A 24,653-nucleotide genomic window follows, 5' to 3' on the forward strand; every position below is an offset into this window, starting at 1 on the left:
AATCGTTTATCTGGTGACCTGTTGATTTTCTGGCGCCGTTCTAACGAACCAGCGCATGGCCGCCCGAAATCCAGAAGGCGGCCAAGGCGGCACCGACGCCGGCAATCCAGAAGATCGGCCCACCGTGCACCCATAACGGCCGTTCGACGGCGGTTTCCGGCTTGCGCAACATGTCCATGCCTTCGATCGAAGGGGTGGAAATCGTGCGCGCAGGCGGCGGCGCAAAGTCTGGACGCGTAAAATGGCGGGGCAGCACCTCATAATCGGCATCGATGACGTCGGCGGTCACGTCGCGCATGATGCGTTCCGGCTCGGCGGCCGCATCGGTCATGATTTCGCCGGAAACCGGGCGCGCGGTTCGATCCTCAGCCATCGTGGCCCAACACTACGGCACCTGTTCGCTGTTCGTTTCTTTGGGTAAACGGAAATGGTTAACGCTTCCCCACCGGAACCCCTGTGACTCGTTTGAAAAGCCCCCAAATTAACCGTCGGTTAACCATGCCGGCCGATGGTCTTTCCACAGAAAGGGCTGGCATCTTGCCGCCGAGAATTTCAGGTCGTCGAAAGTGATCCGCTTCGAAAATGTCGGCCTCCGCTATGGCATGGGTCCGGAGATCCTCCGCGACATCTCCTTGCACATTCCGGAGCGCTCCTTTCAGTTCCTGAGCGGACCTTCAGGCGCCGGCAAGACGACGTTGCTGCGGCTTTTGTTCATGTCGCTGAAGCCGACGCGCGGCCTGATCACCATCTTCGGCAAGGACCGCTCGCGCATCTCGCGCACCGAATTGCCGCATCTGAGGCGCCGCATCGGGGTGGTGTTCCAGGATTTTCGCCTGCTCGACCATATGACCACCTACGAGAACGTGGCATTGCCGCTGCGCGTGCGCGGCCGCGAGGAGGCGACCTACCGCACCGACGTCACCGAGCTGCTGAAATGGGTCGGCCTCGGCGAACGCATGCATGTGCTGCCGCCGGTGCTGTCTGGCGGCGAGAAGCAGCGCGCCGCGATCGCCCGTGCGTTGATCGAGCAGCCCGAGATCCTGCTCGCCGATGAGCCGACCGGCAATGTCGATCCACCGCTGGCACGACGCTTGCTGCGGCTGTTCATCGAGCTCAACCGGCTGGGCACTGCCGTGGTGATCGCCACGCACGACCTCGGCCTGATGGAACAGGTCGACGCACGGCGCATGATCCTGGCCGGCGGAAGGCTGGACATCTATGACTGAGCTCTCCGTCGAACATTTCGAGGGTCACGACGCCGCAGCGGCCAAGCCCCGCGTCCAGCGCAAGATGGCGCCGATCGTGCCGGCGCAGAACATCGCCGGCCGGGCGCTGGTGCTGGTCATCGCCATCATGACGTTTCTGTCCTGCCTGACGTTTGGCGCAGTCACGCTGGTGCGTGACACCGCCTCGGTCTGGGAGAACCAGATCTCGCGCGAGGCGACCATCCAGATCAAGCCGGTCGACGGCCTCGACATGGAGGCCGCGCTTGCGCTGGCCTCGCAGATCGCCGGCGAATTCCCTGGCGTGAAAAGCGCCAGGATCGTCGACCGCGAAGCAACGGCCCGGCTGCTCGAGCCTTGGTTGGGCTCGGGCCTGAACATCGATGAGCTGCCGGTGCCGCGCCTGATCATCATCACCATCGACGAGAACAGTCCGCCCGATTTCGCCGCACTGCGCGCGGCGATCACGCCGAAGCTGCCGAGTGCATCGCTCGACGATCATCGCACCTGGGTCGACCGGCTGGTCACCATGGCCCGCACCACGGTAACGATCGGTCTCGCAGTGCTGGCGCTGATGCTGTCGGCGACGGTGCTGACCGTGGTGTTCGCGACGCGCGGCGCCATGGCCGGCAACGGCCACATCATCGAGGTGCTGCATTTCGTCGGCGCCGAGGCGCGCTTCATCGCGCGCGAATTCCGCCGGCATTTTCTGGTCACCGGCATGAAGGGCGCCGCGGCGGGCGGCGCCGCGGCAATCCTCGTCTTCATCGTCTTCTCCTGGTGGTCGTCACGCAACATGGCAACGCCGCAGGCCGACCAGGCGACCGCCCTGTTCGGCAATTTCGCCATCGGCTCGGCGGGTTATCTCGGGGTCGCTGTCATGGTGCTGGTGATCGGCGCGCTGACCGCGGCAACCTCCCATTTCACGGTGGTTACCTATCTCAGCGACATCGACATTCGCCAGCCGGACGCCGGCTAAAGGAAAGATCGATCACGGATGAAAACGCATCGTCACGAAAATTGCATTTTTTTCCTACCAAAGGCCGTATTTCGGGGTTAACCATTTCATGATGGACGTTCGGGACTCGACCGATACCGCTGGGTGTATGCCAGTGCTGGTTGCGCGTCCGCATGAATTCGCCGGGCCTGATGAATTTGCCAAGCCGGATCAGTTCGCCAAACACGGGCGGCTGCTGGCAGCCCGCTCCTTACGCCTCTCGGCTCTCCTTCTGCTCGGTCTTGTGGCGTTGTTTGTCGCCGGCTTCGGCTGGTTCGCCAATACCGTCAGCCGTCTGACGACGCCCGCCAATCCGGCAAGGGCCGACGCTATCATCGTGCTGACCGGCGGTCAGTCGCGCCTCGACGCCGCAATGGGGCTGCTTGCGTCAGGCAAGGGCGAGCGGCTGCTGATCAGCGGCGTCCATCCCTCCGCCAGCCGCCGCCAGCTTCAGGCCGCGACCGGCGGCGACAAGAGGCTGTTTTCCTGCTGCGTCGACATCGACCGCGCCGCGCTCGACACGATCGGCAATGCCGAGGAAAGCGCCAAATGGGTCGAGGACCACGCCTACGGCACCGTCATCCTCGTCACCAACAATTATCACATGCCGCGCAGCCTGCTGGAAATGGGACGGCTGCTGCACGGCGCCAGGCTTGAACCCTATCCGGTGGTCAACACCAACCTTGGGAATGGCGGCTGGCTGACCAAGCCGGAAGCACTGCGCGTGCTGTTCACCGAATACAGCAAATACCTGCTGGCGCTGGCGCGCGGCATCATGCCGGTGAAGCAACCGCCCAACAGCGTCTCGCTGGCCGACGCCGCGGGCGGAAACTGAACGGCACCGGCAGTTTTTATTTCCTGGCTGTTGCACCCGAGCGCAAGCGCGCGATCTCCTGTTCGAGCCGTTCTATGCGCCTGTCGCGCTCGGCCAGAGCCGCCGCCACGTCGGCCGCTTCGAAACGCTGCGGGATGTGCTGTGAGCAATTGGAATCCCAGGCCGAAACGGTAAACAGGATGACCTGTTCGGGTCGCGCTTTGTAGTCTTGCGGCATCAGCTTTGCCATCAGCTCGGCATCGCCCTCGACGACGCACGCTTTGCCCCAGATCTTGATGCGCTGCCGGTGTGCATAATCGATCAGGAACAGGAAGGCCTGCGGGTTGTCGCTGAGATTGCCTTGGGTGATGAACTGCCTGTTGCCGGTAAAATCGGCAAAGCCGATCGTCCGCTCATCAAGTACCTTGAGGAAACCGGCAGGCCCCCCGCGATGCTGGATGTAAGGCTGGCCGTCCGCATTGGCGGTCGACAGGAAGACGCTGGTCTGCGCCTCGATGAAGGCGGCGAGATCGGGCATGATTGCCGCCTGCCAGCCACCACGCTCCTCGACGCGGGCATAGGCCTGGCGCGAGCCCTTGCGGGTCTGGATCGCCTTCACCGTCGGTGTGAAGGCAACATCGCTGGTGTGAGCGTTCATGAAGACCCTCCTCAACTGCCGAGCTACGCTGCATTACTCACCGAAAAGTAGATACTTCCATCTTCGAGAAGCAGATGCCATATCTGCGATGCGTCCTTCCATTCTTCGGAAGGGCCAATTTTTTCGGGAAAGTTATGGATCGCCTCCACTCCATGTCGCTTTTCGTTGCCGCGGCGGAGACAGGCAGCCTTTCGGCGGCCGGGCGTCGCTTCGGCATTCCGCTGACGACGGTCAGCCGCAAGGTTTCGGACCTGGAAAGGCACCTGAAGACACGGCTGTTGAACCGCTCGGCGCGGCAGCTGTCGCTGACCGATGCCGGCCACGCCTATCTCGCCGCCTGTCGTCGCATTCTCGACGAGGTCGGCGAGGCCGAGCGAATAGCCGCCGGCGAGTACAGCGCCCCGACCGGCGAACTGATCGTCACCGCGCCGATCGTCTTCGGCCGCCTGCATGTGCTGCCGGTCGTCACCGCCTTTCTCGCCGCCTACCCCGACGTAAGTGTGCGGCTGACACTCGCCGACCGGATAACCCAGTTGGTCGAAGAGCACATCGATCTCGCCATCCGCATCGGCGCCCTTGCCGATTCGAGCCTGGTCGCCGTCCGCCTGGGTTCGATCCGCCGCGTCGTTTGCGCGAGCCCGGCCTATCTCGCCGAGCACGGCACGCCGAAAACGCCGCAAGAGCTTGCAGCACACAGTGCGATCACCTTCGAAGGGCTCAACGCCTCCGCCTGGAGTTTCGCCACCGGCAAGGCCGAATTCACCGTACCGGTCCGCTCCAGGTTACGGGTCAACACCGCTGAGGCGGCAATCGATGCGGCGATTGCTGGCGTCGGCGTGACGAGGCTGCTTTCCTACCAGATCGCCGCCGCGGTTCGGTCGGGTACGCTGCGCCCCGTGCTGCAGGAGTTCGAGCCCGAGCCATGGCCGGTGAGCCTCGTCCACGCCGGCCAAGGGCTGCTGCCGGTGAAGCTGCGCGCGTTCCTCGACTTCGCCGCCCCACGCCTGAAGCAGCGCCTGCTGCAGGCGGCGTGGCAGGCGTGACGAAGGACGGCCTACCGCAAAACCGGGCCGATCGCCCGCCTCGCACCGTTTCCTTTTTGCCGGCGCTTGGTGTAACCAACGCACACCTCCTCACCGGGCACTTGCTGTATGCTCTATTTCCGCTCGCTGGCGTTCAATCTCGCCTTTTACCTCAATCTGATCGTCCAGATGATCCTCTGGACCCCGTATTATTTCCTGTCGCCGCGCCACCGCGCCTGGTTCGTGCCGAAATTCTGGTCGCGCACCAGCATGTGGCTCTACGACAAGATCGCCGGCACCAGAAGCGAGATCACCGGCCAGGAGAACCTGCCTGAAGGCTCCTTCATCCTGGCGCCGAAGCACCAGTCCTTCTGGGACACGATCGCTTTCCTGCCGTTCCTCGACGATCCCGTTTACATATTGAAGCGGGAGCTGACCTGGATCCCGTTCTTCGGCTGGTACATCTTGAAGATGCGGATGATTCCGGTCGACCGCGGCAGCCGCTCGAAGGCATTGAAGATGGTGATCGCCGCGACCAAACAGGAATTGGCGCGCAATCCCCGCCAGCTCATCATCTATCCCGAGGGCACGCGCCGGGCGCCGGGCGACGAGCCGGTCTACAAATACGGCATCGTCGAACTCTACGCGCAACTTGGCATTCCGGTGGTGCCGGTCGCTCACGTCGCCGGCCTCTATTGGCCGCGCCGCAAATTCCTGCGCTATCCCGGCACGATCAAGGCGCGCTTCCTGTCGCCGATCCCGCCCGGCCTCGGCAAGGACGAATTCATGCAACGACTGATCGGCGAGACGGAGGCCGCCTGCGACCAGCTCCTCGTCGAGGCGTCGCAAACGCCGAACCCGCCGCCGATGCCGCCGACTGCGGTGAAAAGGCTTGGTGAGCTGGACGCGAAACCTGAATTGAAAGGCTGAGGCAACGGCCTCAGATGCCACAAGGGCTCACGGCAGGGCAGCCAGGGCGGCTGTTGCAACCAGCGTCACGGCAAACACCAGATTGATGATCCGCGAAGCCAGCGGTTTGCGCAGCAAACGTGCAAAGGCTGCGCCGGCGAGAAGCCACAAGAGATGAATGGCAACGATCATCAAGGTGAGAACCCCCAGCTTGGCTGAAATACCGAGACCGCCGGCGCCGGAAGACGCGCTGGCGAACACGGCGGCAATCGCCACATAGGCTTTCGGGTTGGCAACAGCCAGAAGAAACCCGCCAAGGAAAGTGGGAAGCGCCGCTCCACGGACGCGTGCCGTCAGTGGCGGCGCCGTCGCTATCTTGAACGCCAGGTAAAGGATGTAGGCTGCCGAGGCGACCGCCAGCAGCGCCGCGAGCTTCGGCAACGCGGCGAGAACGGCCATGATGCCCGTCGCCACCACCATGAGCACGAGGATCGTGCCAACAACGATCCCCGAGGCATAGCGGAGCGAATCCCGCAGGCCGAACGCGGCGCCGACCGCGGTGACGCTTATCGTCGCCGGCCCCGGGCTGCCCATGACGATGGCCGATGCCAGCACAAGCGCCAGCAATTGCTGCCATAGCTGCTGATCGAGAAGAACCTGTCCGGCCATGCGGCGTCCCTGCATCCTGTGACGATGTAGGACGGTAGGCAAGGCAGCGGTGCGGGTCTTGAACGATCGTGCGCGGCTATGCGCTGGCCTTGTCGAGCTCGGCGATATCGTCCGGACTGAGCTGCAACGACGCCGCACGCACCAGGCTGTCGAGCTGGCCGAGCGTCGTCGCGCTGGCGATCGGAGCGGTGACGCCAGGGCGCGCCATGACCCAGGCCAGCGCCGCTTCCGCCGGCTTGGCCGAATGTCTGGCCGACACGGCGTCGAGCGCTGAGAGAATGCGCATGCCACGCGCGTTGAGATACCCTTTCACACCGCCGCCGCGCGGGCTTTTGCCGAGATCGGCTTCGCTGCGGTACTTGCCGCTCAAAAACCCTTTGGCGAGGCTGAAATAGGTGATGACGCCGATGTCCTCGGCCACGCACAGATCACGCAGCGGACCATCGAAGAACGAGCGGTCGTAGAGGTTGTATTCCGGCTGCAGCACCTCGTAGCGCGGCAGGCCGCGCAGGCTTGCTACGTCGAGTGCGGCGCGCAATTGGGCGGCGTCGAGGTTGGAAGCGCCGGCATAGCGGATTTTGCCCTTGTCGAGCAGTTTCTGGTAAGCACCGAGCGTTTCCTCATACGGGGTCGCAGGGTCGGGCCAGTGCGACAGATAGAGATCGACGGTATCGACCTGCAGCCGCTTCAGCGAGGCATCAATGGCCTTTTCGATATAGGCGGCGGACAGATCCCTTTTGCCCTGCCCCATGTCCGAACCGACCTTGGTGATGACGACAACCCTGTCGCGGTTGCCGCGGCTCTTCATCCATTTGCCGATGATGGTTTCGGATTCGCCGCCCTGGTGGCCGGCAATCCAGCGCGAATAGGAATCGGCCGTGTCGATGGCGTTGAGACCGGCGTCGACAAAGCGGTCGAGCAAGTCGAACGAGGTTTTCTCATCGGCGGTCCAGCCGAACACATTGCCGCCCAGAACCAATGGCGCGATGGATAGGTCGGTGCGACCGAGACGACGTTTCTGCAAGGCTGATCTCCATGGTGATTCATGCTGAGGCGGGTGGGAGCCGCCGACCGGGCTAACCTATGTCGCGCCATGGCAACGTCAAACGCATAGCCTCTTTTCCAACCCGCTGGCGCTTCACAAAACCGCGACCCGCCGCGCCGTGTCCGGCTTCCAAACCAGCCCCTCTGAGGAAATTGGCAAGTTTAGCACATAGATTGTCAAATCTGCCAATTCTGGCCTTTGCCGGCCGGCCATAAGTTCCGCGGCGCCGACGCAAATTTCGGCACGGTCTGGCCAAGCCCAGACTGTTTGCCCCGGATCGTTTGTTATGGAGACCGGCATGAAAGCAATTGTATTTGACGCCATCGGCTCGCCGCGCGACGTGCTCTACGTGGACGACCTGCCGATGCCGCGGATCGGCGATGGCGAGGTGCTGGTCAGGATGGTCTCGGCCTCGATCAATCCGGGCGACTTCCTGTTTATCCAGAACCTCTATCCCGAACCGAAGAAGCCGCATTTTCCCCAGCAGATCGCGGGAAACCATGGCGCCGGCATCGTCGAAGCCGTTGGCGCGAACGTTTTGCTGGAACCGGGCACGCTCGTCGCGTTCAGCTATTATGGCAGTTGGGCCGAGTACGCGGCCATTCCCGCCGAATGGCTGATCCCGTTGCCTGCCGGCTATCCGGTCGAACGCGCCGGGCAGATGGTGAACCCCATTACCGCGTGGGATCTGATGGTGGATTCCCGTGTGCGGCCTGGCCAGTGGCTGGCTGTCACGGCCGGCTATTCGTCGATTTCGACAATGGTGATGCAGTTCGCCCAACGACGCGGCATCAACGTCATCGCGCTGGTGCGGCGCTCGCACCAAAGCTTCGATCTGAAGACGCTTGGCGTCGCCGCCATTCTTGACCTTTCGGACTTGAAGGCAAGTATCCGGGAAGCCGTGATGGATATCACCGGTGGCGCCGGATTGAACGGGATTATCGACAATGTCGGCGGACCTGTCAGCGGCGAATTGATCCGCACCCTGGCGCTCGGCGGGCAGATGGTGATCAATGGCGGCATGAGTGCCGAGCGCTTCGAACTTCACAATTTCGATGTGTTGCTGAGCGGCGTGGAGATCAGGGCGAATATCTATCGCTACTTCTTTTCGCCGCCGGTCGAAGCCGACCGACCTGTGCTACGCGAGATCATCGACATCTTCGGCCAGCCCGGCTTCCACGTTCCTGTCGGCGGTCTCCGCCCGTTGACCGAGTTCAAGCTCGCCGTGGCAAACAGCCTGGATCGCGCCGATCTTGGCAAACAGATTTTCAGGATGTAGCCCGGACCACGACGCCGAAAGCATCATGGTCAACGACCAAAGAAGCTACGTCGCGACCCGTCTTGTCACCTCTTCCAGCCAGCGATCGCTTATACCCAGTGCTTCGAGGTGCTCCAGCGTGCTGAGCACGTAATCCTCATTCCTCCCCGACTGGCCGACGGCGCCGCGAACGACGGCTGCTGCCTCGGCGGCGTCGAGCGCACCGGCGTATTGCTCATGGCTGCGGTCCACGACATAGGCGATGGCTTCGACCGTCTCGCCCCCATCCGTTTCACGCTTGTCGAGGCGGACGCTGAGCACACGCTCGAGATAGACGTTGGTGACCAGCTCGCGTTCGCGCAGATAGGTGACGACCTCGTTGCGCAGCTCGCCTGGAACCCGGAACGCCAGCCCGATGCAGGAGCCGCCGCGGTCGAGGCCGAGCACCAGGCCCGGCCGTTCGCGCGAGCCGCGATGCACGAAAGAATAGACGCAGAGCGAACGGCGATAGCCATGCAGGCGGGCACGCCGCGTCTCGACATGCGCGAATCCCGGCCGCCAGATCAGTGAGCCGTAGCCAAAAACCCAAAAATCGCCCATATCGCCAAGCCTGATTGTGACGAACCACCTCACCGGTGGTGTTTCAGTCCGTCTACCTGTTGTTGCCGAAAGCGACAGCCCGCCCGTGCCACCCGCGTTAACGAAAGCCGGAGCATGACGTCAAGTGACGAGCGCCCGCCGCCCAGCCAACGTCGCCGCCTGTTGTGGCTTGCCGCTTTCATTCTCGTGCTGTTCGGCATCTACAGCGCCGGCTGGTTCTACCTGGCGGTCTTGGTCGAGAGCGCAACCGACAAGGCGGTCGCCGATCTCGACGACAAAGGCATCAAGGCCGACTGCGCCAATCTCGCGGTCAGCGGCTATCCCTTCACCTTCACCCTTTCCTGCGACAGTCTGGCTTACGAGGACGACAGCCGCAACGTCGCTGCATCGACAGGCAAAATCAACGCCGCCACGCAGATCACGCGGCTTCTGTCGCCTGCCGCCGAGTTCAGGGGGCCGCTCAGGACCTCTGTTCCCGGCATGACGCCGCTGTGGATCGACTGGGATGATTTGCAAGCCGACATGAAGCTGTCCTGGCCGCTGCCGAGGCGCCTCTCGCTGCAGGCAGAAGGCCTGTCCGGCCAGACCGATCCGGCGGACGACACCGATCCCGTCTCGCTGTTCAGCGCCGGAACCGCCACCGGACAATTGCGCCCAAACGGCCCGGACATCGACTATGCCGGCAATTTCACCGATCTCGAAATTGACGCAGAGGCCATCGGCGGGCGCGTCTTGCCGCCGCTCGACGGCAGCGGCGACGTGACATTGAAGAACGGCGTGACGCTGATCAAGGCAAGTCCGAAGAGCCTGCGCGGCCAGGCGGCCGAAATCCACGAGCTCGATCTGTCTTCAGGAACCGCGCGCATCACCGTTTCCGGACCGCTGTCGGTCGATGACGACGGTCTCATAAATGCCGACCTGATGATCAAGCTCACTGACCCGAAGGCCGTGGCGGCAATCCTCGCCACCGCCATCCCCGAGCAGAAGAAAGAAATCCAGACCGGCTTCGCCGGACTGGCGCTGCTCGGCAACGCACCGTCGATGCCGCTGAAGATCGTCAAGGGCAAGGCCTCGCTCGGCTTCATCCCGCTCGGCAAGATCAAGCCGCTCGACTAGAGCAATTCCAGGAAAATTGTGAACGGTTTTCCGTCCGGATTGCGTCAAACAAAAAGATAGACCGGTTCGGCGTTTCCGTGAAACGATGAACCGTTCTGGGGCGGTACGGCCTGCGATCGGCTTGCCGCGGCTTATCCCTTCGGCGGGTGTTCGACTGCCTGGCGGCCGAAATCCGGTACGTCGATGTCCTGGCCGGCCTCGATAATCGAGCGGCGGACAGCGCGGGTGCGGGTGAACAGGTCGAACAGCTTTTCGCCGTCGCCCCAGCGGATCGCCCGCTGCAGCGAGGNGGATGGCGTCCTTGTTGTGCAGGCAGACGTCGCGCCACATGGTCGGGTCGGACGCCGCGAGACGGGTGAAGTCGCGAAAGCCGGAAGCCGAGTATTTGATGACCTCGGACTTGGTCACCGACTCCAAATCGTCGGCGGTACCGACGATGTTATAGGCGATGATGTGCGGCAGGTGCGAAACGATGGCCAGCGTCATGTCGTGATGCTGCGGGTCCATCGTGTCGATGTTGGAGCCGCAGCGGCGCCAGAATTCCGAGAGCTTTTCCAGCGCCACGGGATCGGTGCCGGCCAGCGGCGTGAAAATGCACCAGCGGTTCTCGAACAGTTCGGCAAAACCGGCATCCGGTCCCGATTTTTCGGTGCCGGCCAAAGGATGGCCGGGGATGAAGTGCACGCCATCAGGCACATGCGGCTGCATCTGCGCGATCACCGATGCCTTGGTCGAGCCGACATCGGTGAGGATGGCGCCCTTCTTCAGCGCCGGTGCGATCTCCTGGGCGACCGTGCCTGAAGAGCCGACCGGCACCGAAACGATGACCAGATCGGCATCGCGAACCGCTTCTTTCGCATCTGTCGTGTAGNTGTCGTGTAGGTGTCGCCAAGGCCGAGTTGGCTCGCCCGCTCCAGCGTCGCTTCGCTGCGCGTCGAAATGGCGACTTGGCCGGCAAGTCCCTCGCGGCGGATGACGCGGGCCAGCGACGAACCGATCAGGCCGATGCCGACCAGCGCGATCTTTTCGAACATGGGTGAGGTCATGGTGCCCTAGCTTTTCAGGAATGTCGCGAGTGCTGCGACAACGCCGCGATTAGCCTCTTCGGTGCCGATGCTCATGCGCAGCGCGTTGGGAAAACCGTAGCCGGAAACGCGCCGCAATATGTAGCCGCGCGCACTGAGGTAGTCGTCGGCGGCCGCCGCCGAATGCTTTTTGTCCTCGGGAAAGTGGATCAGGATGAAATTGCCGACGCTCGGGGTCACCCGCAGCCCGAGCCCGGTCAATTGCTCGCTCAGCCAGGCCAGCCAGGTCTCGTTATGCGCGACGCTGCGCTCGATATGAGCGCGGTCGCGGATCGCCGCGATGCCGGCCTCGATCGCCGTCGCATTGACGTTGAAAGGCCCGCGCACGCGGTTGATCGCGTCGATGACGTGCATTGGCGCATAGATCCAGCCGATCCGCGCGCCACCGAGGCCCAATTTCGAGAAGGTGCGGGTCATGACCACGTTTTCCGCGCTGCCCACCAACTCGACGCCGGCTTCATAGTCGTTGCGCCGGACATATTCGGCGTAGGCGGCATCCAGCACCAGAAGCACGTTTCGCGGCAGGCCGGCATGCAGGCGGCGCACCTCCTGGAACGGCACGTAAGTGCCGGTCGGGTTGTTCGGATTGGCAAGGAAGATGATCCTGGTACGCGGCGTCACCGCGGCGAGGATCGCATCGATGTCGGCGCGTTCATCGGTCTCCTTGACCGTTACCGGGACGGCACCGGCCGACTGTATGTAGATCTTGTAGACCATGAAGCCGTGTTCGGTGATGATGGCTTCATCGCCGGGCGCGAGGTAGGTCTGCGCAAGCAGGCCCAGGATCTCGTCGGAACCGTTGGAGCAGACGATGTTCGCCGGATTGAGCCCATGCACCTCGGCGATCGCCTCCCGCAGGCGCCTGGCGCTGCCGTCGGGGTAGACCGCGAGCTTGTCGGCGACCGCGCGCGCGGCCTCTATCGCCTTTGGCGAAGGACCGAGCGGGTTCTCGTTCGCCGACAGTTTGTAGACTTTGGCGACACCTTCCGGCGCCGCGCTCTTGCCGGGCACATAGGCTTCGATGTCCATGATGCCGGCGCGGGGCGTTGGACGTGTCTGATCCGGTGTCTGGCTCATTCCATGAAATCCGTCGAGGATGCCTCCATCCGGAGGCCGCAGCGGAAATACAAGCCGTGGCCAGGAATGTCGAGGGGCGGCAATTCGGGATCAAGAACTTGCCGTTGACGAAGCCATGCGTCAGTCCTAGAAGGGCATCGACAGTTCCGTGGTGATTTGGCCGGTCGGCTTGCAGCCACGTTAAACAACTTGCTAAAGGGCCGTTTGCATCTTGTAACCGGCTTTGCGAAGGCATGGCCGGTTTTTTGTTGCCCAGACCGGTGGACAACTAAAGCCCGGGCAAGGAGATGTGATGGTCGCTTTGCGCGCTCGAAAAACCAACAACGAGGCCGACCAGCCGTCGAGCCCAGTGTTGCGTTTCGGCGCCGACGAGCCGCTCAAGCTCGACGCCGGCACGCTGCTGTCGCCGTTCCAGATCGCCTACCAAACCTATGGCACGCTCAACGACGCGCGCTCCAACGCCATCCTCGTCTGCCATGCGCTGACCGGCGACCAGCATGTCGCCAACACCAATCCGGTGACCGGCAAGCCGGGCTGGTGGGAAGTGCTGATCGGCCCCGGCAAGATCATCGATACCGACCGTTTCTTCGTCATCTCGTCCAACGTCATCGGCGGCTGCCTCGGTTCCACCGGCCCCGCCTCGACAAATCCCGCAACCGCCAAGCCTTACGGACTCGACCTGCCGATCATCACCATCCGCGACATGGTGCGGGCGCAGCTGATGCTGGTCGAGCATTTCGGCATCGAACAGCTGTTCAGCGTGCTGGGCGGCTCGATGGGCGGCATGCAGGTGCTGCAATGGGCCTCCAGCTATCCCGAGCGCGTCTTCTCGGCCCTGCCGATCGCCACCGGCGCCCGCCATTCCTCGCAGAACATCGCTTTCCACGAGGTCGGCAGGCAAGCGGTGATGGCCGACCCCGACTGGCATGGCGGCAAATATTTCGAGCACGGCAAGCGACCGGAAAAGGGGCTGGCGGTGGCGCGCATGGCCGCCCACATCACTTATCTGTCGGAAGCAGCGCTGCACCGCAAGTTCGGCCGCAACCTGCAGGACCGCGAAGCGTTGACCTTCGGCTTCGATGCCGACTTCCAGATCGAGAGCTATCTGCGCCATCAGGGCATGACCTTCGTCGATCGCTTCGATGCCAACTCCTATCTCTACATGACCCGGGCGATGGACTATTTCGATCTCGCCGCCGACCATGGCGGCCGGCTGGCCGATGCCTTCGCCGGCACCAAGACCCGTTTTTGCCTGGTCTCCTTCACCAGCGACTGGCTGTTCCCGACCGAGGAGAGCCGCTCGGTCGTTCACGCGCTGAACGCGGCCGGCGCCTCGGTATCGTTCGTCGAAATCGAGACCGACCGCGGCCACGACGCCTTCCTGCTCGACGAGCCGGAACTGTTCGCCGCCATCAAAGGCTTCATCGCCTCGGCGGCCCGGGCTAGAGGGCTCGGCGCATGACCTCGAAAAGTTGCACGCTTTTCGGATCAGGACCATGTGCCAGGCATCAGCGCATGACCCTGAAAAGTTGCAGACTTTTCGGATCAGGATCATGCGCCAGGCATCAGCGCATGGCCCCGAAAAGTTGCAGACTTTTCGGATCAGGACCATGCGCCAGGCAGGAGCCGAGCCAATGAGCGTCAACCGCGCCCAGCGCGTCGACCTCGAAGTCGTCGCCGATCTCATCCCGCCGCAGTCGCGGGTGCTGGACGTCGGTTCCGGCGACGGCCTGCTGCTCGAATTGCTGCAGGCGACCAAGAAGGTCGACGGCCGCGGGCTGGAACTGTCGCAGCGTGGCGTCAACGAATGCGTGGCGCGCGGCCTGTCGGTCATTCAAGGCGATGCCGACAAGGACCTCCAATTCTATCCCGACAAGGGCTTCGACTTTGTCGTCTTGTCGCAGACCTTGCAGGCGACCCGCAATCCGAAGCTGGTGCTCGACGAACTGCTCCGGATCGGCAACCGCGCCATCGTCTCATTCCCCAATTTCGGCCACTGGCGGGTACGCTTTTCGCTGCTCTTCAACGGCCGCATGCCGGTGACCAAGGACCTGCCCTATTACTGGTACGACACCCCCAACATCCATTTCTGCACCATTCGCGATTTCGTCAATCTATGCGACGAGCTGGGCGCGACGGTGGAAAAGGCAACCGCGCTCGACGCCAACGGCCAGCGGATCGGCTTCTCGATGCCGTGGTGGTTCTGGAACTTTTTCGGCCAGCAGGCGGTATTTCTGCTGAAACGATAGGTTAACAGGCAGAAGCAACGAACCTCCGACCTCCGCAAAAAACCATATTTTCAGTTTTCCATTCAATGAAGTTGCCCAGCATTCTTTGTTGCTTTAACAGGTCTCAAATGGGTTGGTTTGGGGGAAGCAATGAAGACGCTAGTATTAGCAACAGCTTTGATATCGGCCACTTTGATTTCTGGGTGTACGACATCGAAGACCGATTTCCAGAATGGACAAGTCGCGTTGAGCGGCAGCCCGGCGCTGAAGCGGCAGGCGATCCAGCGGTGCATGACCAAGTTCAAGATGCGGTTCGGCAAGGTTGAAAGGGCAAACCTCGCCGCGCTCATGAACGTCCAGGACGCCGGATTGGAACACACGTTCTGCACGCGATTGATGAACGGCTTCGCGAACGGGAGGATCAACTACTCGGATTATCTGGCTGCATTGTCGCACGGCGACATGTCCAACGCGATCAAGGTGCTGCAGGGGCGGTGAAGCTGCCGATGCAGACGCGATCCAAATTCAGTGTCGCCGGACAGATGGCGGCGCCATAGAAGCCGATCGTAGCCGATCATTGCCCTATTCAAGTACGTCGGTGGCCTTGTGCGGATGCGCAACGCCGTCGACAAGGACCACATCGGACTGAGAATTCTCGGTGCGCAGCGGCAAGATCTCCTGATAGGCGGCCGAGCGGTACCATCCGCGCGCCTGCTGCATGTCTGGAAATTCGATCATGACGAGGTGCCCCGGCCAGGTGTTTTCAACCACGTCCACCTCGCTGCCATGCACAATGAAGCGCCCGCCGAACGGCTCAAGCGTGGCATCGATCTTCTGCAGGTACTCGACGATCGGCGGCCCCGGCGTGACCTGGCGCATATGGGCGACGGCGTAGGCGGTCATGGTGTAACTCCTTGTGGTCGAAAGCCGGACAACCGGCTTGATGGGAGCAGTTTGCCGGGACGTTGCGCGCTGGTCGATTACCCCCGAGGTAATGACACCGAATACAAAACTGGCGCGCCGCTGCCGTCACCTGAAAGATATTTCTGCCTGGCACCGATGATTTCCGCCCACCTGCGCTGTCCTTATCGATGAGCGCGCCTGGATGGTCCGGCGGCCGGGAACAGAGAGGTGATCCATGGGATCGTTGCAAAATCAGAATCTCGTCGTCGTCGGAGGCAGCCGGGGTGTCGGCCGCTCCATTGCGGAGGTCGCCCTCAAGGAGAAAGCGACGGTGCTGGCGGTCGCCCGCGGAAAACAGGCCCTGGCGCAATTTGCCTGGGAGGTCTCCGGCGTGAAGACGCTCGCGATCGATGCGACGGTGGACTCCGCCCCCGATAAGGTCTTCGCCGCGCTTGAGCCGGACGTGCTGGTGATCTGCGCAGGTGCGCTGGCCCCTTCCGCGCCGGTGCATGAACAGAACTGGAAGGCCTTCTCGGCAAATTGGGACACCGACGTCAAGGCGTCGTTCCTGTTTTGCCGGGCCGCTCTGCGCCGTCCGCTCAAGCCGGGAACCCGGATCGTTCTGATCTCCAGCGGCGCGGCCTTGACCGGCGGACCACCCAATGCCGGCGGCTATGCCGGCGCAAAACGCATGCAGATGTTCCTGGCCGGTCATAGCCAGAAGGAGTCGGACCGGCTTGGCCTCGGCCTGCGCTTCATGGCGCTCGCGCCGATGCGGATCATGCCGGAGACCGGCGTGGGCAAGGCCGGCGTCGACAGCATCGCGGCCTATATGGGCATCCAGCCGGCGGACTTCATCGCCGCCATGACCGACATGCAGACGCCGGCCGATGTCGGACGGGCGGTGGTCGCACTCGCCACCGGCCAGCCGCAAGGCAGTTCCTTCATGGTGAGCGGGAGCGGGCTTGCCCCGGCCGCCTGAGGCGCGCGTAATGCAAACCTGACCCGGAACCCGAAAGTAGCATGACAGACGCTCAACCACCTCTGGAACCGGCACGCCAGCCGATCCTCGATCGGCTGGCCTTCGAGAAGGTCACGGCCGCGCATCGCCGCGAGCTCAAGCTGCATTGCTATCGCATGATGGGTTCGCTGCACGAGGCCGACGACCTCGTCCAGGACACGTTGCTTCGCGCCTGGCGCGCAAGGTCGGAGTTCGACGGGCGGGGTTCGGTTCGCGGTTGGCTCTATATGATCGCGACCAATGCTTGCCTTAACGCCATCAAGGCGAGGTCGAGGGCGCGTCGCATTCTCCGGGAACCCGGACGGCCGCCGTCGCACGGGGCGGCCATAGGCGGGCCCGTAGCTGACGTCGCGTGGCTGGAGCCCTACCCCGACGCCGAGCTTCCAGACATTGCCGGCAGCGAGCCAGGTCCGGAAGCCCGTTACGAGAGCCGCGAGGCCGTCCAGCTCGCCTTCGTCGCCGCTATCCAGGATCTGCCGCCCAGGCAGCGCGCCGCGCTGCTGCTTGCCGACGTCCTGGGATGGTCGGCCGTCGAGACGGCGCGTTTGCTGGGCGGATCGACGGCTTCGATCAACAGCGCGTTGCAGCGCGCCCGCGCAACGCTGACGGCGCGCTATCCTGGCGGACGGCCGGCCAGCCGATCACGGCCCAACCCCGAAGAAGGCCTGCTGCTCGAACGTTACATGCAGGCCTGGCAGGCCGCCAATCTCGAAGGTTTGATCGAGCTCCTGCGTGAGGACGCCATCTATACCATGCCGCCTTGGCGCGAATGGTATCAAGGCCGCGAAGCGATCCGCGGTTTCTTCGAGACCGTCTGGCCGAGGTTCGGCGGCTTCCGCACGCTGGCCACCGCGGCCAATGGCCAGCCGGCGGTCGGGGTCTATTCCCGCAGCCACGATGACCCGGCGTGGCGGGCCCATTCCCTGCATGTGTTCGAGCCAGCCGAGGGCGGGATCGCTTCCTTGACGATCTTCATAGGGCCGCTCGGGCCATCTCTGTTCCCGGCCTTCGGCCTGCCACCGGCCTAGCTTACCCGTGGGCAAGCCTTACCGGTCGAGTTCCGGGAAATACGGGTCGGAGAAAAACCGCCGGTCGCGCTCGCCTTGCAGGCAGTCGATCGGTGCGTCGATGCGGATCGTCCTCGGATCCTCCTTGGGATACTCGACGCCGCTGACCTCGAGGATCAGTTTGCGGCGAGTGGCGGTGGCGAATTCGGAAACCGCATAGATTGGCAGGACGAACGAGCCCGGTCCGCCGGTGACGCATTCGGCATAATACCGGTCGAGATGGCTGAAGGTCGGTGACGGGCTGATCAGGATCGGCAACCCGTTGATGACGATGCCCTTCGCCAGCGCCGCATCGCGTGCCGTTGTGACCGGCAAGCCGGTGTTGTTTGGGCCATCGCCAGAGACGTCGATGACGCGGCGTTTGGCCACGAAGGCCGTGCCATCGAAAAGCTCGGCGCCGAAGGCCACGGCACCGGAAATCGAGGTGCCGCGGAAGCTCCTGAACGGGCGGGCCGCGATCTTGTCGGCGAAAGCGTTGGCGCTCTCCTTGCTGTCGATGACGTGCCAGGCAATGACCGCATCGTCGCGGATGGTGCCGGCCCATTCGAAATAGGCGATGGCGATGCGGCCGGAAGGGCCGGTACGCACGGCATTGATGAAGTCGGGATGTCGCAGCGCCGCGACATAGCCGGCGCGCTGCAGGGCAAACTCCCTTTCATCCATCGACTGCGAGATGTCGACGGCCAGCACCAGCTCGACGTCGACGGCAATGGCATTGGCGGGCGCGGCCACAGGTGCTGCCGGGGCACAGGCAAGGCAGGCGAGCAGGGCGAGAGCGTCAAGCATGGCCGATCGGAACGTTCCCATCTGAAACGATCGCGATAGTTTTTCGCCGCGATCGCGGCGAAATAAAGCTTGGCTTCTATTTCTTTCGGCGAGCCGAGGCGATAATCGGGGGCGGTTCGATGGCGCCTGCCCTGACACGGGCCGGCTTGAGGGGCGGTTGGCCGGCATCCTTGACGATGGTCAACGCTCGCGGGAAGAAGCGGGTATTGTGCTGGCCGCGGCCGATATTGAGGATCGCGGCGTCTGGAAGGCGCTTGTCCAGCATCGACAGCACTTGCCTCAGCGTCGCGCCGTCGAACGCGTCCAGCGCCTCGTCGATGATCACCCATTTCGGCCGTCGCAAGGCGAGCCTGGCAAAGGCCAGCAGACGCTGCTCGTCGTCGCTGAGCTCACGCTCCCAGCGCGCCGAGTGATCGAGCGAGGACGACAGGCGTTGCAGCCCGACATCGGCCAGCACCTCCGAAATCTCGGCATCGCTCGCCTCCGCCGCGCCGTCTGAATGGTTGAGCACCTCGCGCAGCCTGCCGAGCGGGAAATAGGGAGTACGCGGAACGAAGATCGGCGCTTCTCCGGCCGGCATGCCGATCCGGCCGCTGCCCCATGGCCACAGACCGGCAATGGCGCGGAAGAAAAGCGTCTTGCCGGCGCCCGGATCTCCGGTGATCATGACGCGGTCGCCGGCGCGGATTTCGACATGCGGCTCGGCAAGCTTGGTGCATCCGTCCGGCGAGGCAATCTCGAGCTTCTCGAATGTCAGGCTGCCGTCGGGATTTTCGCCGAACGAAATGCGCCTTTCCGTATCGTGCAGCGCGTCGGTGTCGCCGAGCGCGATGCGGAAGTCGGCGACCCGCATCAGCGTGGCGCGCCAATCGGCGATGCCGCCGATATTGTTGATGAACCAGCGCAGCGAGGAATGGACCTGGTTGAAGGCGCCGACCGCCATCATCAAGCCGCCAAAGCTGATATCGCCGGCAAAATAGACCGGGGAAGCGACGAGGATCGGCGCGACGACAGTGATCCAGCCATAGGTGTCGGTTACCCAGGAAAGATTGATCTGGGCGCTGTAGATGCGCCGCATGGCACCCAGCACCATGCCAAGGTCGAATTCGAGCCGGCGCCTGGCATCGGCCTCGCCATGCGCAAGCGCGATGGCATCGACATTCTCGTTGACGCGAACCACCGAGGAGCGCAGTTCCGCCTCACGCGTATAGCGATCGTTGTTGAAGCGGATCAGCGGCCGCCCGACCAGCCAGCTCAACCACGAAGCTGTGCCCGCATAGAGGATCGCCGCCCAGACCATGTAACCGGGTATGGCCAGCGAATGGCCGCCTATGTGGAAGACGAAGCCGGAAGACAGCGACCACAAGACGCCAACGAACGAGGCAAGCAGGATGCAGGACTGCAGCAGGCCGATGCCGAGACCGGTCGAAAGGTCGGAGAGATGCCCGGCATCCTGCTGCAGGCGCTGGTCGGGATTGACGCCGATGGCGCCGGCATGGGTCAGCCGGAAGGCACGCGCCGGCCGCATCCATTCGCCGATCAGGTCGAGCGTCAGCGCCTCGCGCAGCTTCAGGCGAAGCATCTGGTCGAGCCAGGTCTGGCTGACATTGAGCACCACAAGCCCGCCGGCGATGCCGGCGAAGACCAGAAGCTGATGCAGGAAAGCCGGCATGTCGCGCCGCGCCAGCGCGTCGTAGAAAGGCTGGTTCCAGCGATTGAGCAGAACCTGCCCGATCGAGCTCGCCACGATGACGGCGACGATGCCGATCGCTGCCCAAAGCAATTGTTTTCGCACTGGCGAGGTGGTCAGCGCCAATTTGATTGTTGCCAGCTGCTCACGCAGGCTGCTGGCTTCGATCGACGTGGCAAGCTTCTGGGCGCTGGGCTCGACATCCGGATGATCAGCCATGAGTGGATCCTTGCATTCGGAAGCGGTGCTAAACCCCGGTGATAGGATCGACCGCATATGCCTTCAATCGGGCAGCGAACCCGTCCGCGACAGATAGGTGAGAAAAAGCCTGCGTCGGATCACGAACGCGTCATCCTGGCGACGCCGGACGTTCGGCCCCCGACAGCCGGCCAAGCGTCGGCGCGCCATGCGGCGAGAGAACCGGCACGAAGACGCGGCGGGAGGCGCGCTGCGCCACCGGGACGCCCTGATAGAGCCGCTTCTGCGCCTCGACAACGATGACGCCCGAAAAGATCGGCCAGAAGCGCCGGCCGGCACGCTCCAGCACATTGTGGAACTGCATCATGAAACGTCGCGGCGACGGCGGAAAGAACAGCGCATCGGACCATGCCGCCGGCGTGAAATTCGCTTCGCGCAGCAATTCGGTCAGCTGGCCGCGCGAGAACGGCCGGCCATTGCCGAAAGGCGTATGCTCGAAGCGCGCCCAGACGCCTCGCCGGTTGGGCACGACGATGACGACACGTCCGGCCGGCGACAGCACCCGCCAGATCTCGTTCAGCGTCTCGCGCGGGTTCTCGACATGTTCGAGCGAATGGACGAGCAGCATGCGGTCGATGCAGGAATCGACCAGCGGCAGCTCCTCGTCGAAGACCAGGGCGGTCGCCGTCGGCCCCGTCGCCGGCCAGACCACCGCGCCCTGCGTCGCCGGCATGAAGGCAAAGACACGCTCGGCATCGCTGCCGAAGCGCTCCAGCCATGGCAAGGTATAGCCGAGGCCGACCAGCCGCTCGTTGGGCACAGCAGCCCATAGCGAGGACAGCGCCATGGTGATCGAGCGTTCGGCCAGGCGCCCGAGCGTGGTCGAATAGAAGGAACGGAGGTCGACAATATCTGAATGCATGGGCGGAACGGTAGCTTCGAAGCAGTCCAAGTTCAACAAAGGCAGATGACATCGGCTGGCAGGCGCCCTATGTCTGCGCCTGTAAACGGAGAGATATGATGCCGGTCGAGATCGAACAATTCATGTGCCGCAGCGACAATTTCGGCGTGCTGGTGCATGACCCCAAAAGCGGCCAGACGGCGCTCATCGACGCACCAGAAGAGGCGCCGATCCTGGCCGCCATCAAGCGCACCGGCTGGACACCGACGATGATCCTGACCACCCACCACCATCTCGACCACGTCGAGGCCAATCTGGCGCTGAAGGAGCGTTTCAAGCTGCGCATCGTCGGGCCGGAAGCCGAAAAGGCAAAGATTCCCGGCATCGACGAAACCGTCGAGCAAGGCTCGGTCGTCCACCTCGGCGATGAGCGGATCGAGGTCATCGCCACACCCGGCCACACCGCAGGCCATGTCACCTATCACCTGCCGGCGTCAAAAGTGGCATTCGCCGCCGATACGCTGTTTGCGCTCGGCTGTGGGCGGCTGCTCGAATGCAAGCCGCCGGTGATGTACGAATCCCTGAAAAAGCTCGCAGCGCTGCCGGCCGAGACGGTCGTCTATTGCGGACATGAGTATACGCTGGCCAACGCCCGTTTCGCGCTGACCGTCGACCCGACCAATTCGGCGCTGAAAGAGCGTGCCGCCAAGATCGAGGCGCTGCGCGCCGACGGCAAGCCGACGCTGCCGACGACGATCGGCGAGGAACTGTCGACCAATCCGTTCCTGCGCTGGCACGATCCGGCGATCCGCAGGCATCTCGGCCTGGAAAAGGCCTCCGACGCCGAAGTGTTCGCCGAGATCCGCAAGCGCAAGGACAATTTCTGAGCGGCACCAGGAGCTAGGGCATGACCAGTTCCGCCGAAATCATCGCCCTGCTCGGCCTGAAGCCGCATCCGGAAGGCGGCTGGTATGCCGAAACCTTTCGCGACGGCGCGGCAGGCACGCGCGGCCATTCGACGGCGATCTATTTCCTTCTGGAGAAGGACCAATTGTCGGCCTGGCACCGGGTCAAGGACGCGGCCGAGGTTTGGCACTTCTATGACGGTGCGCCGCTGGCGCTGTCGATACATCGAGAAGGCGGTCCCGTCATCGAGGAGATCCTTGGCACGGCGCTTGCCGCAGGCGAGCGGCCGCAGATCGTCGTGCCGGCAGGCTGGTGGCAGTCGGCACGCAGCCTCGGCGAATGGACGCTGGTCGGCTGCACCGTGGCGCCGGGCTTCGATTTCGCCGCCTTCGAATTGGCAGAGCCGGGCTGGCAGCCTGGAGCATGATTGACATGAATGATCATCGGCTTCCTGCGCGGAACAAGGCGCTCATTGCCGCCTACGTCGCGATTGGTATAGCAGGCCTTCTGTTGCGCCCTATTTATCCGAAGAGCATCTTTGTAGCGCTCTTTCTGATGTCCGTGTTCGGTGCAGCCTATTTGATCTTCTGGTCTCGGATGACGTTTCAGGAATGGAAGCAACTTCCGACGCTTCAGAAACGCTTGCTCTTCATGATTTTTGTCGTGGCCCTCGGCGGATTCTTATGCATGATTTACCTGACACTGCGTTCCACGTTGAGGTAGTGAGCAGTAGTTAGCCGAATCCGGGCGGTTGATTAGCGCTGACCCGCCCCATTGAGCGCCATTAGGTCTTGCACTTCGGACTCGTCGGTCCCGACCAATCCTGTAGGTGCGATTTTTGCAAACAGCTTAGAGGATCAGCCTTGGACGTCTCTTCGCGTTGATCCTAGCCCAGCAGCAAACCCAGCGTGATCGCCAGCTGGCCGGCATAATACAGCGCCCAGACCCCATGGCGCACCCAAATGCGGTACGCCGAGATGGCAGGCAGCAGGAACTTTTCCGCGGCGTGCAGCCCGTCGGACAGCAGGAGCAGGACGCCGCCGCCTACGACCCAGACGCTGTTCAGGGTGAGCGCCGCAATGCCCATGCCAAGCAGTGCCGCGGCATGCACACCGATCGGCAAACGCAAGGCCTGGCCGATGCGGCGCTGGAGCGCGAAAACCATGGCCAGCACCGATACGATCATCGCCAGCACGATCGCTGCCCGCCACGGCTCGGCCGAAAGCAGCCCGAGGCCGCTGCCGGCGCGCAGGAACAGCACGACGTAAAGCACATGCGCGGCAAGAAAACTGGCCGTGCCGCCAAGAAATGCCTTCTCGCCGTCGCGCGACAGGAAGGCGTCGCCGACGGCACCGACGCCCAGCGCGGCGACAAGCAGCCATGGGCCGCCCTGCTGCGCGACCAGCACCGCCAGCATCGCCACCGCCAATGTCCTTGCCGCCGACCGCGAAAGGCGCGGCGGCATGCCGAGGCTGAACGCGTAAATCACCGCCGCCGCCAGCGAAAACAGCAGCGTCGCATTGGCATTGGCATCGATGCCGCCGGAAAACGGCATCATGCGTTTGCCTCGCTCGCGGCCCTCTTGCGCAGGAACAGCGATTTCGCCGCCAGTGCCGCGCCGCCGGTGATCAGCACGCAGGCGGCGAGGATGCGCCATGACGGCTCGGCGAAGCCGGCTGATATCAGCACCAGCGTCGACAGCAGCGGTGCGGCATAGCTCGCCGCCCCCAGCACCTGGATGTTGCCGCGCTTGACGCCGATGTCCCAGGCATAGAACGCCGCTCCCACCGGCATCAGACCGAGGCCGAGCACGGCCAGCCACTGGCCGGCGCCGTTGGGCAGCACCGTTTCTTCCAGCAACAGATGGCAGACCAGCGAAAGTGCCGCGGTGGCGGCGCAGAACCAGGTGACGATGCTGGTCGGCACCGACGGGAAGCGCCGCGACAACAGCGAATAGGACGACCACAGCACCGCGCAGACGCCGGCCATTGCATAGCCGAAGGCATAACGCGCATCGAAGGCAAGCCCGCCGCCCTTGGTGACGATCAGGACCGTGCCGGCAAGGCCGAGCAGCGCGCCGGCGACATGGTTCCAGGCCAGCCGCTCGCCCGGCATCAGCGCCGACCCCAGCACGATCAGCAGCGGCCACAGATAGGCGATCAGGCTGGCCTCGACGGCCGGCGCATTGCGCAGCGCGGTGAAATAGAAGAAGTGGTAGCCGAACAGGCCGGCAATGCCGATCACCCAGACTTTGCGTGGTATTTTGACTTGGCGCGGTATCTTCGCGGCGCCATCGGCTGCCGGCATGAACAGCCGGGCAACCAGGCCGACGCAGGTGCCGATCGTAAAGGTGATTGCCGAAAGCAGGAACGGCGGCACCGAACCCGAAGCATCCGTAAACAGCGCCAGCAGCGCCCACATGGCGACCGCGGAGAAGCCGATCAGTGTTGCGCGCGCCATACCCGTCGCCCCGTGGCCCA

General features: G+C 63.4%; 27 protein-coding genes, 1 pseudogene and 1 riboswitch. Of the genes and pseudogenes, 15 read left to right on the forward strand and 13 right to left on the reverse strand.

What is annotated here, in order from left to right:
• Window positions 1–40: 40 nt before the first annotated feature.
• Entirely contained in the window at window positions 41–331 is a 291-nt protein-coding gene (locus tag X760_RS78100) for a hypothetical protein (protein WP_245278668.1), read from the reverse strand.
• 235 nt (window positions 332–566) lie between these two features.
• Here X760_RS78100 and ftsE point away from each other — a divergent pair, with 235 nt between their 5' ends.
• The 3 genes from ftsE (at window position 567) to X760_RS0138935 (ending at window position 3,055) form a co-directional block, all read left to right on the forward strand.
• Window positions 567–1,226, forward strand: coding sequence for a cell division ATP-binding protein FtsE (gene ftsE, locus X760_RS64135; protein ID WP_023677923.1), 660 nt, complete (start codon window positions 567–569; stop codon window positions 1,224–1,226).
• The gene (locus X760_RS64140; RefSeq protein ID WP_023721095.1) at window positions 1,219–2,202 is read left to right on the forward strand and encodes an ABC transporter permease; all 984 of its coding nucleotides are present in this window, start codon (window positions 1,219–1,221) and stop codon (window positions 2,200–2,202) included. Before ftsE ends, X760_RS64140 begins: the two co-directional genes overlap by 8 nt.
• Before the next feature lie 88 nt (window positions 2,203–2,290).
• Window positions 2,291–3,055, forward strand: a complete 765-nt coding sequence (locus X760_RS0138935) for a YdcF family protein (protein ID WP_031194568.1) — start codon at window positions 2,291–2,293, stop codon at window positions 3,053–3,055.
• A 16-nt stretch (window positions 3,056–3,071) separates the two neighbouring features.
• Here the strand turns inward: X760_RS0138935 and X760_RS64145 are convergent, their stop codons facing one another.
• Window positions 3,072–3,692 (reverse strand): pyridoxamine 5'-phosphate oxidase family protein, encoded by a 621-nt coding sequence (locus X760_RS64145; RefSeq protein ID WP_023721097.1) that lies wholly within the window; start codon window positions 3,690–3,692, stop codon window positions 3,072–3,074.
• Window positions 3,693–3,826: 134 nt separating this feature from the next.
• Here X760_RS64145 and X760_RS64150 point away from each other — a divergent pair, with 134 nt between their 5' ends.
• Window positions 3,827–4,735, forward strand: a complete 909-nt coding sequence (locus X760_RS64150; protein WP_023721098.1) for a LysR family transcriptional regulator — start codon at window positions 3,827–3,829, stop codon at window positions 4,733–4,735.
• Between the two features lie 108 nt (window positions 4,736–4,843).
• Window positions 4,844–5,644, forward strand: a complete 801-nt coding sequence (locus tag X760_RS64155) for a 1-acyl-sn-glycerol-3-phosphate acyltransferase (protein WP_023721099.1) — start codon at window positions 4,844–4,846, stop codon at window positions 5,642–5,644.
• 27 nt (window positions 5,645–5,671) lie between these two features.
• On the opposite strand, the gene X760_RS64160 is transcribed toward X760_RS64155, so the two are convergent.
• Together X760_RS64160 and X760_RS64165 are read right to left on the reverse strand one after the other, a co-directional pair.
• On the reverse strand, window positions 5,672–6,292 hold the full coding sequence (locus X760_RS64160; RefSeq protein ID WP_023721100.1) for a LysE family transporter: 621 nt from the start codon (window positions 6,290–6,292) through the stop codon (window positions 5,672–5,674).
• Between the two features lie 76 nt (window positions 6,293–6,368).
• Window positions 6,369–7,316, reverse strand: a complete 948-nt coding sequence (locus X760_RS64165) for an aldo/keto reductase (protein ID WP_023721101.1) — start codon at window positions 7,314–7,316, stop codon at window positions 6,369–6,371.
• A 319-nt stretch (window positions 7,317–7,635) separates the two neighbouring features.
• Here X760_RS64165 and X760_RS64170 point away from each other — a divergent pair, with 319 nt between their 5' ends.
• On the forward strand, window positions 7,636–8,616 hold the full coding sequence (locus tag X760_RS64170) for a zinc-binding dehydrogenase (RefSeq protein ID WP_031194569.1): 981 nt from the start codon (window positions 7,636–7,638) through the stop codon (window positions 8,614–8,616).
• Window positions 8,617–8,661: 45 nt separating this feature from the next.
• Here the strand turns inward: X760_RS64170 and X760_RS64175 are convergent, their stop codons facing one another.
• A complete protein-coding gene (locus X760_RS64175) occupies window positions 8,662–9,195 on the reverse strand; it encodes a gamma-glutamylcyclotransferase (RefSeq protein WP_023721103.1) in 534 nt (177 codons plus the stop codon).
• Window positions 9,196–9,309: 114 nt separating this feature from the next.
• Here X760_RS64175 and X760_RS64180 point away from each other — a divergent pair, with 114 nt between their 5' ends.
• Window positions 9,310–10,311, forward strand: a complete 1,002-nt coding sequence (locus X760_RS64180) for a DUF2125 domain-containing protein (protein WP_023721104.1) — start codon at window positions 9,310–9,312, stop codon at window positions 10,309–10,311.
• 131 nt (window positions 10,312–10,442) lie between these two features.
• Here the strand turns inward: X760_RS64180 and X760_RS64185 are convergent.
• A pseudogene (locus X760_RS64185) lies at window positions 10,443–11,357 on the reverse strand (prephenate/arogenate dehydrogenase family protein).
• A gap of 6 nt (window positions 11,358–11,363) precedes the next feature.
• Complete coding sequence (gene hisC, locus X760_RS64190) at window positions 11,364–12,473, reverse strand: histidinol-phosphate transaminase (protein WP_023721107.1); 1,110 nt, start codon at window positions 12,471–12,473, stop codon at window positions 11,364–11,366.
• Window positions 12,474–12,611: 138 nt separating this feature from the next.
• A riboswitch (SAM riboswitch) is annotated at window positions 12,612–12,689 on the forward strand.
• A gap of 76 nt (window positions 12,690–12,765) precedes the next feature.
• Here hisC and X760_RS64195 point away from each other — a divergent pair.
• The 3 genes from X760_RS64195 to X760_RS0138945 all read left to right on the forward strand — a co-directional run bounded on the left by X760_RS64195 (window position 12,766) and on the right by X760_RS0138945 (window position 15,199).
• Entirely contained in the window at window positions 12,766–13,935 is a 1,170-nt protein-coding gene (locus X760_RS64195; RefSeq protein ID WP_023721108.1) for a homoserine O-acetyltransferase, read from the forward strand.
• 172 nt (window positions 13,936–14,107) lie between these two features.
• Window positions 14,108–14,722, forward strand: a complete 615-nt coding sequence (metW, locus tag X760_RS64200; RefSeq protein WP_023721109.1) for a methionine biosynthesis protein MetW — start codon at window positions 14,108–14,110, stop codon at window positions 14,720–14,722.
• Window positions 14,723–14,947: 225 nt separating this feature from the next.
• Entirely contained in the window at window positions 14,948–15,199 is a 252-nt protein-coding gene (locus X760_RS0138945; protein ID WP_023721110.1) for a hypothetical protein, read from the forward strand.
• A gap of 84 nt (window positions 15,200–15,283) precedes the next feature.
• Here X760_RS0138945 and X760_RS64205 read toward each other — a convergent pair whose 3' ends face one another.
• Window positions 15,284–15,604 carry a DUF1330 domain-containing protein gene (locus tag X760_RS64205; protein ID WP_023721111.1) on the reverse strand — a complete coding sequence of 107 codons (321 nt, stop codon included), beginning with the start codon at window positions 15,602–15,604 and terminating at the stop codon, window positions 15,284–15,286.
• A gap of 235 nt (window positions 15,605–15,839) precedes the next feature.
• On the opposite strand from X760_RS64205, the gene X760_RS64210 reads away from it, so the two are divergent.
• On the forward strand, window positions 15,840–16,586 hold the full coding sequence (locus X760_RS64210) for an SDR family oxidoreductase (protein WP_023721112.1): 747 nt from the start codon (window positions 15,840–15,842) through the stop codon (window positions 16,584–16,586).
• A gap of 41 nt (window positions 16,587–16,627) precedes the next feature.
• Complete coding sequence (locus tag X760_RS64215) at window positions 16,628–17,653, forward strand: RNA polymerase subunit sigma-70 (RefSeq protein WP_023721113.1); 1,026 nt, start codon at window positions 16,628–16,630, stop codon at window positions 17,651–17,653.
• 18 nt (window positions 17,654–17,671) lie between these two features.
• Here the strand turns inward: X760_RS64215 and X760_RS64220 are convergent, their stop codons facing one another.
• The 3 genes from X760_RS64220 to X760_RS64230 all read right to left on the reverse strand — a co-directional run bounded on the left by X760_RS64220 (window position 17,672) and on the right by X760_RS64230 (window position 21,288).
• On the reverse strand, window positions 17,672–18,478 hold the full coding sequence (locus tag X760_RS64220) for a DUF1194 domain-containing protein (protein ID WP_023721114.1): 807 nt from the start codon (window positions 18,476–18,478) through the stop codon (window positions 17,672–17,674).
• Window positions 18,479–18,554: 76 nt separating this feature from the next.
• Window positions 18,555–20,387: an ABC transporter ATP-binding protein/permease gene (locus tag X760_RS64225; protein ID WP_023721115.1), complete on the reverse strand. Its 1,833-nt coding sequence runs from the start codon at window positions 20,385–20,387 to the stop codon at window positions 18,555–18,557.
• A gap of 130 nt (window positions 20,388–20,517) precedes the next feature.
• Window positions 20,518–21,288, reverse strand: a complete 771-nt coding sequence (locus X760_RS64230; RefSeq protein ID WP_023721116.1) for a methyltransferase domain-containing protein — start codon at window positions 21,286–21,288, stop codon at window positions 20,518–20,520.
• Between the two features lie 98 nt (window positions 21,289–21,386).
• On the opposite strand from X760_RS64230, the gene gloB reads away from it, so the two are divergent.
• The 3 genes from gloB to X760_RS64245 are packed head-to-tail and all read left to right on the forward strand — an operon-like array spanning window position 21,387 to window position 22,896.
• Window positions 21,387–22,154, forward strand: coding sequence for a hydroxyacylglutathione hydrolase (gene gloB / locus X760_RS64235; RefSeq protein ID WP_023721117.1), 768 nt, complete (start codon window positions 21,387–21,389; stop codon window positions 22,152–22,154).
• Window positions 22,155–22,174: 20 nt separating this feature from the next.
• A complete protein-coding gene (locus X760_RS64240; RefSeq protein ID WP_023721118.1) occupies window positions 22,175–22,600 on the forward strand; it encodes a cupin domain-containing protein in 426 nt (141 codons plus the stop codon).
• Window positions 22,601–22,605: 5 nt separating this feature from the next.
• Window positions 22,606–22,896, forward strand: coding sequence for a hypothetical protein (locus X760_RS64245; RefSeq protein ID WP_156948170.1), 291 nt, complete (start codon window positions 22,606–22,608; stop codon window positions 22,894–22,896).
• Window positions 22,897–23,059: 163 nt separating this feature from the next.
• On the opposite strand, the gene X760_RS64250 is transcribed toward X760_RS64245, so the two are convergent.
• Together X760_RS64250 and X760_RS64255 are read right to left on the reverse strand one after the other, a co-directional pair.
• The gene (locus tag X760_RS64250; RefSeq protein ID WP_031194571.1) at window positions 23,060–23,731 is read right to left on the reverse strand and encodes a lysoplasmalogenase family protein; all 672 of its coding nucleotides are present in this window, start codon (window positions 23,729–23,731) and stop codon (window positions 23,060–23,062) included.
• Window positions 23,728–24,633, reverse strand: a complete 906-nt coding sequence (locus tag X760_RS64255; protein ID WP_023721121.1) for an EamA family transporter — start codon at window positions 24,631–24,633, stop codon at window positions 23,728–23,730. The genes X760_RS64250 and X760_RS64255 overlap by 4 nt, the downstream gene beginning before the upstream one ends.
• Window positions 24,634–24,653: the final 20 nt, after the last annotated feature.

This window comes from Mesorhizobium sp. LSHC420B00 (assembly GCF_000503055.1).
Taxonomy (GTDB): domain Bacteria; phylum Pseudomonadota; class Alphaproteobacteria; order Rhizobiales; family Rhizobiaceae; genus Mesorhizobium.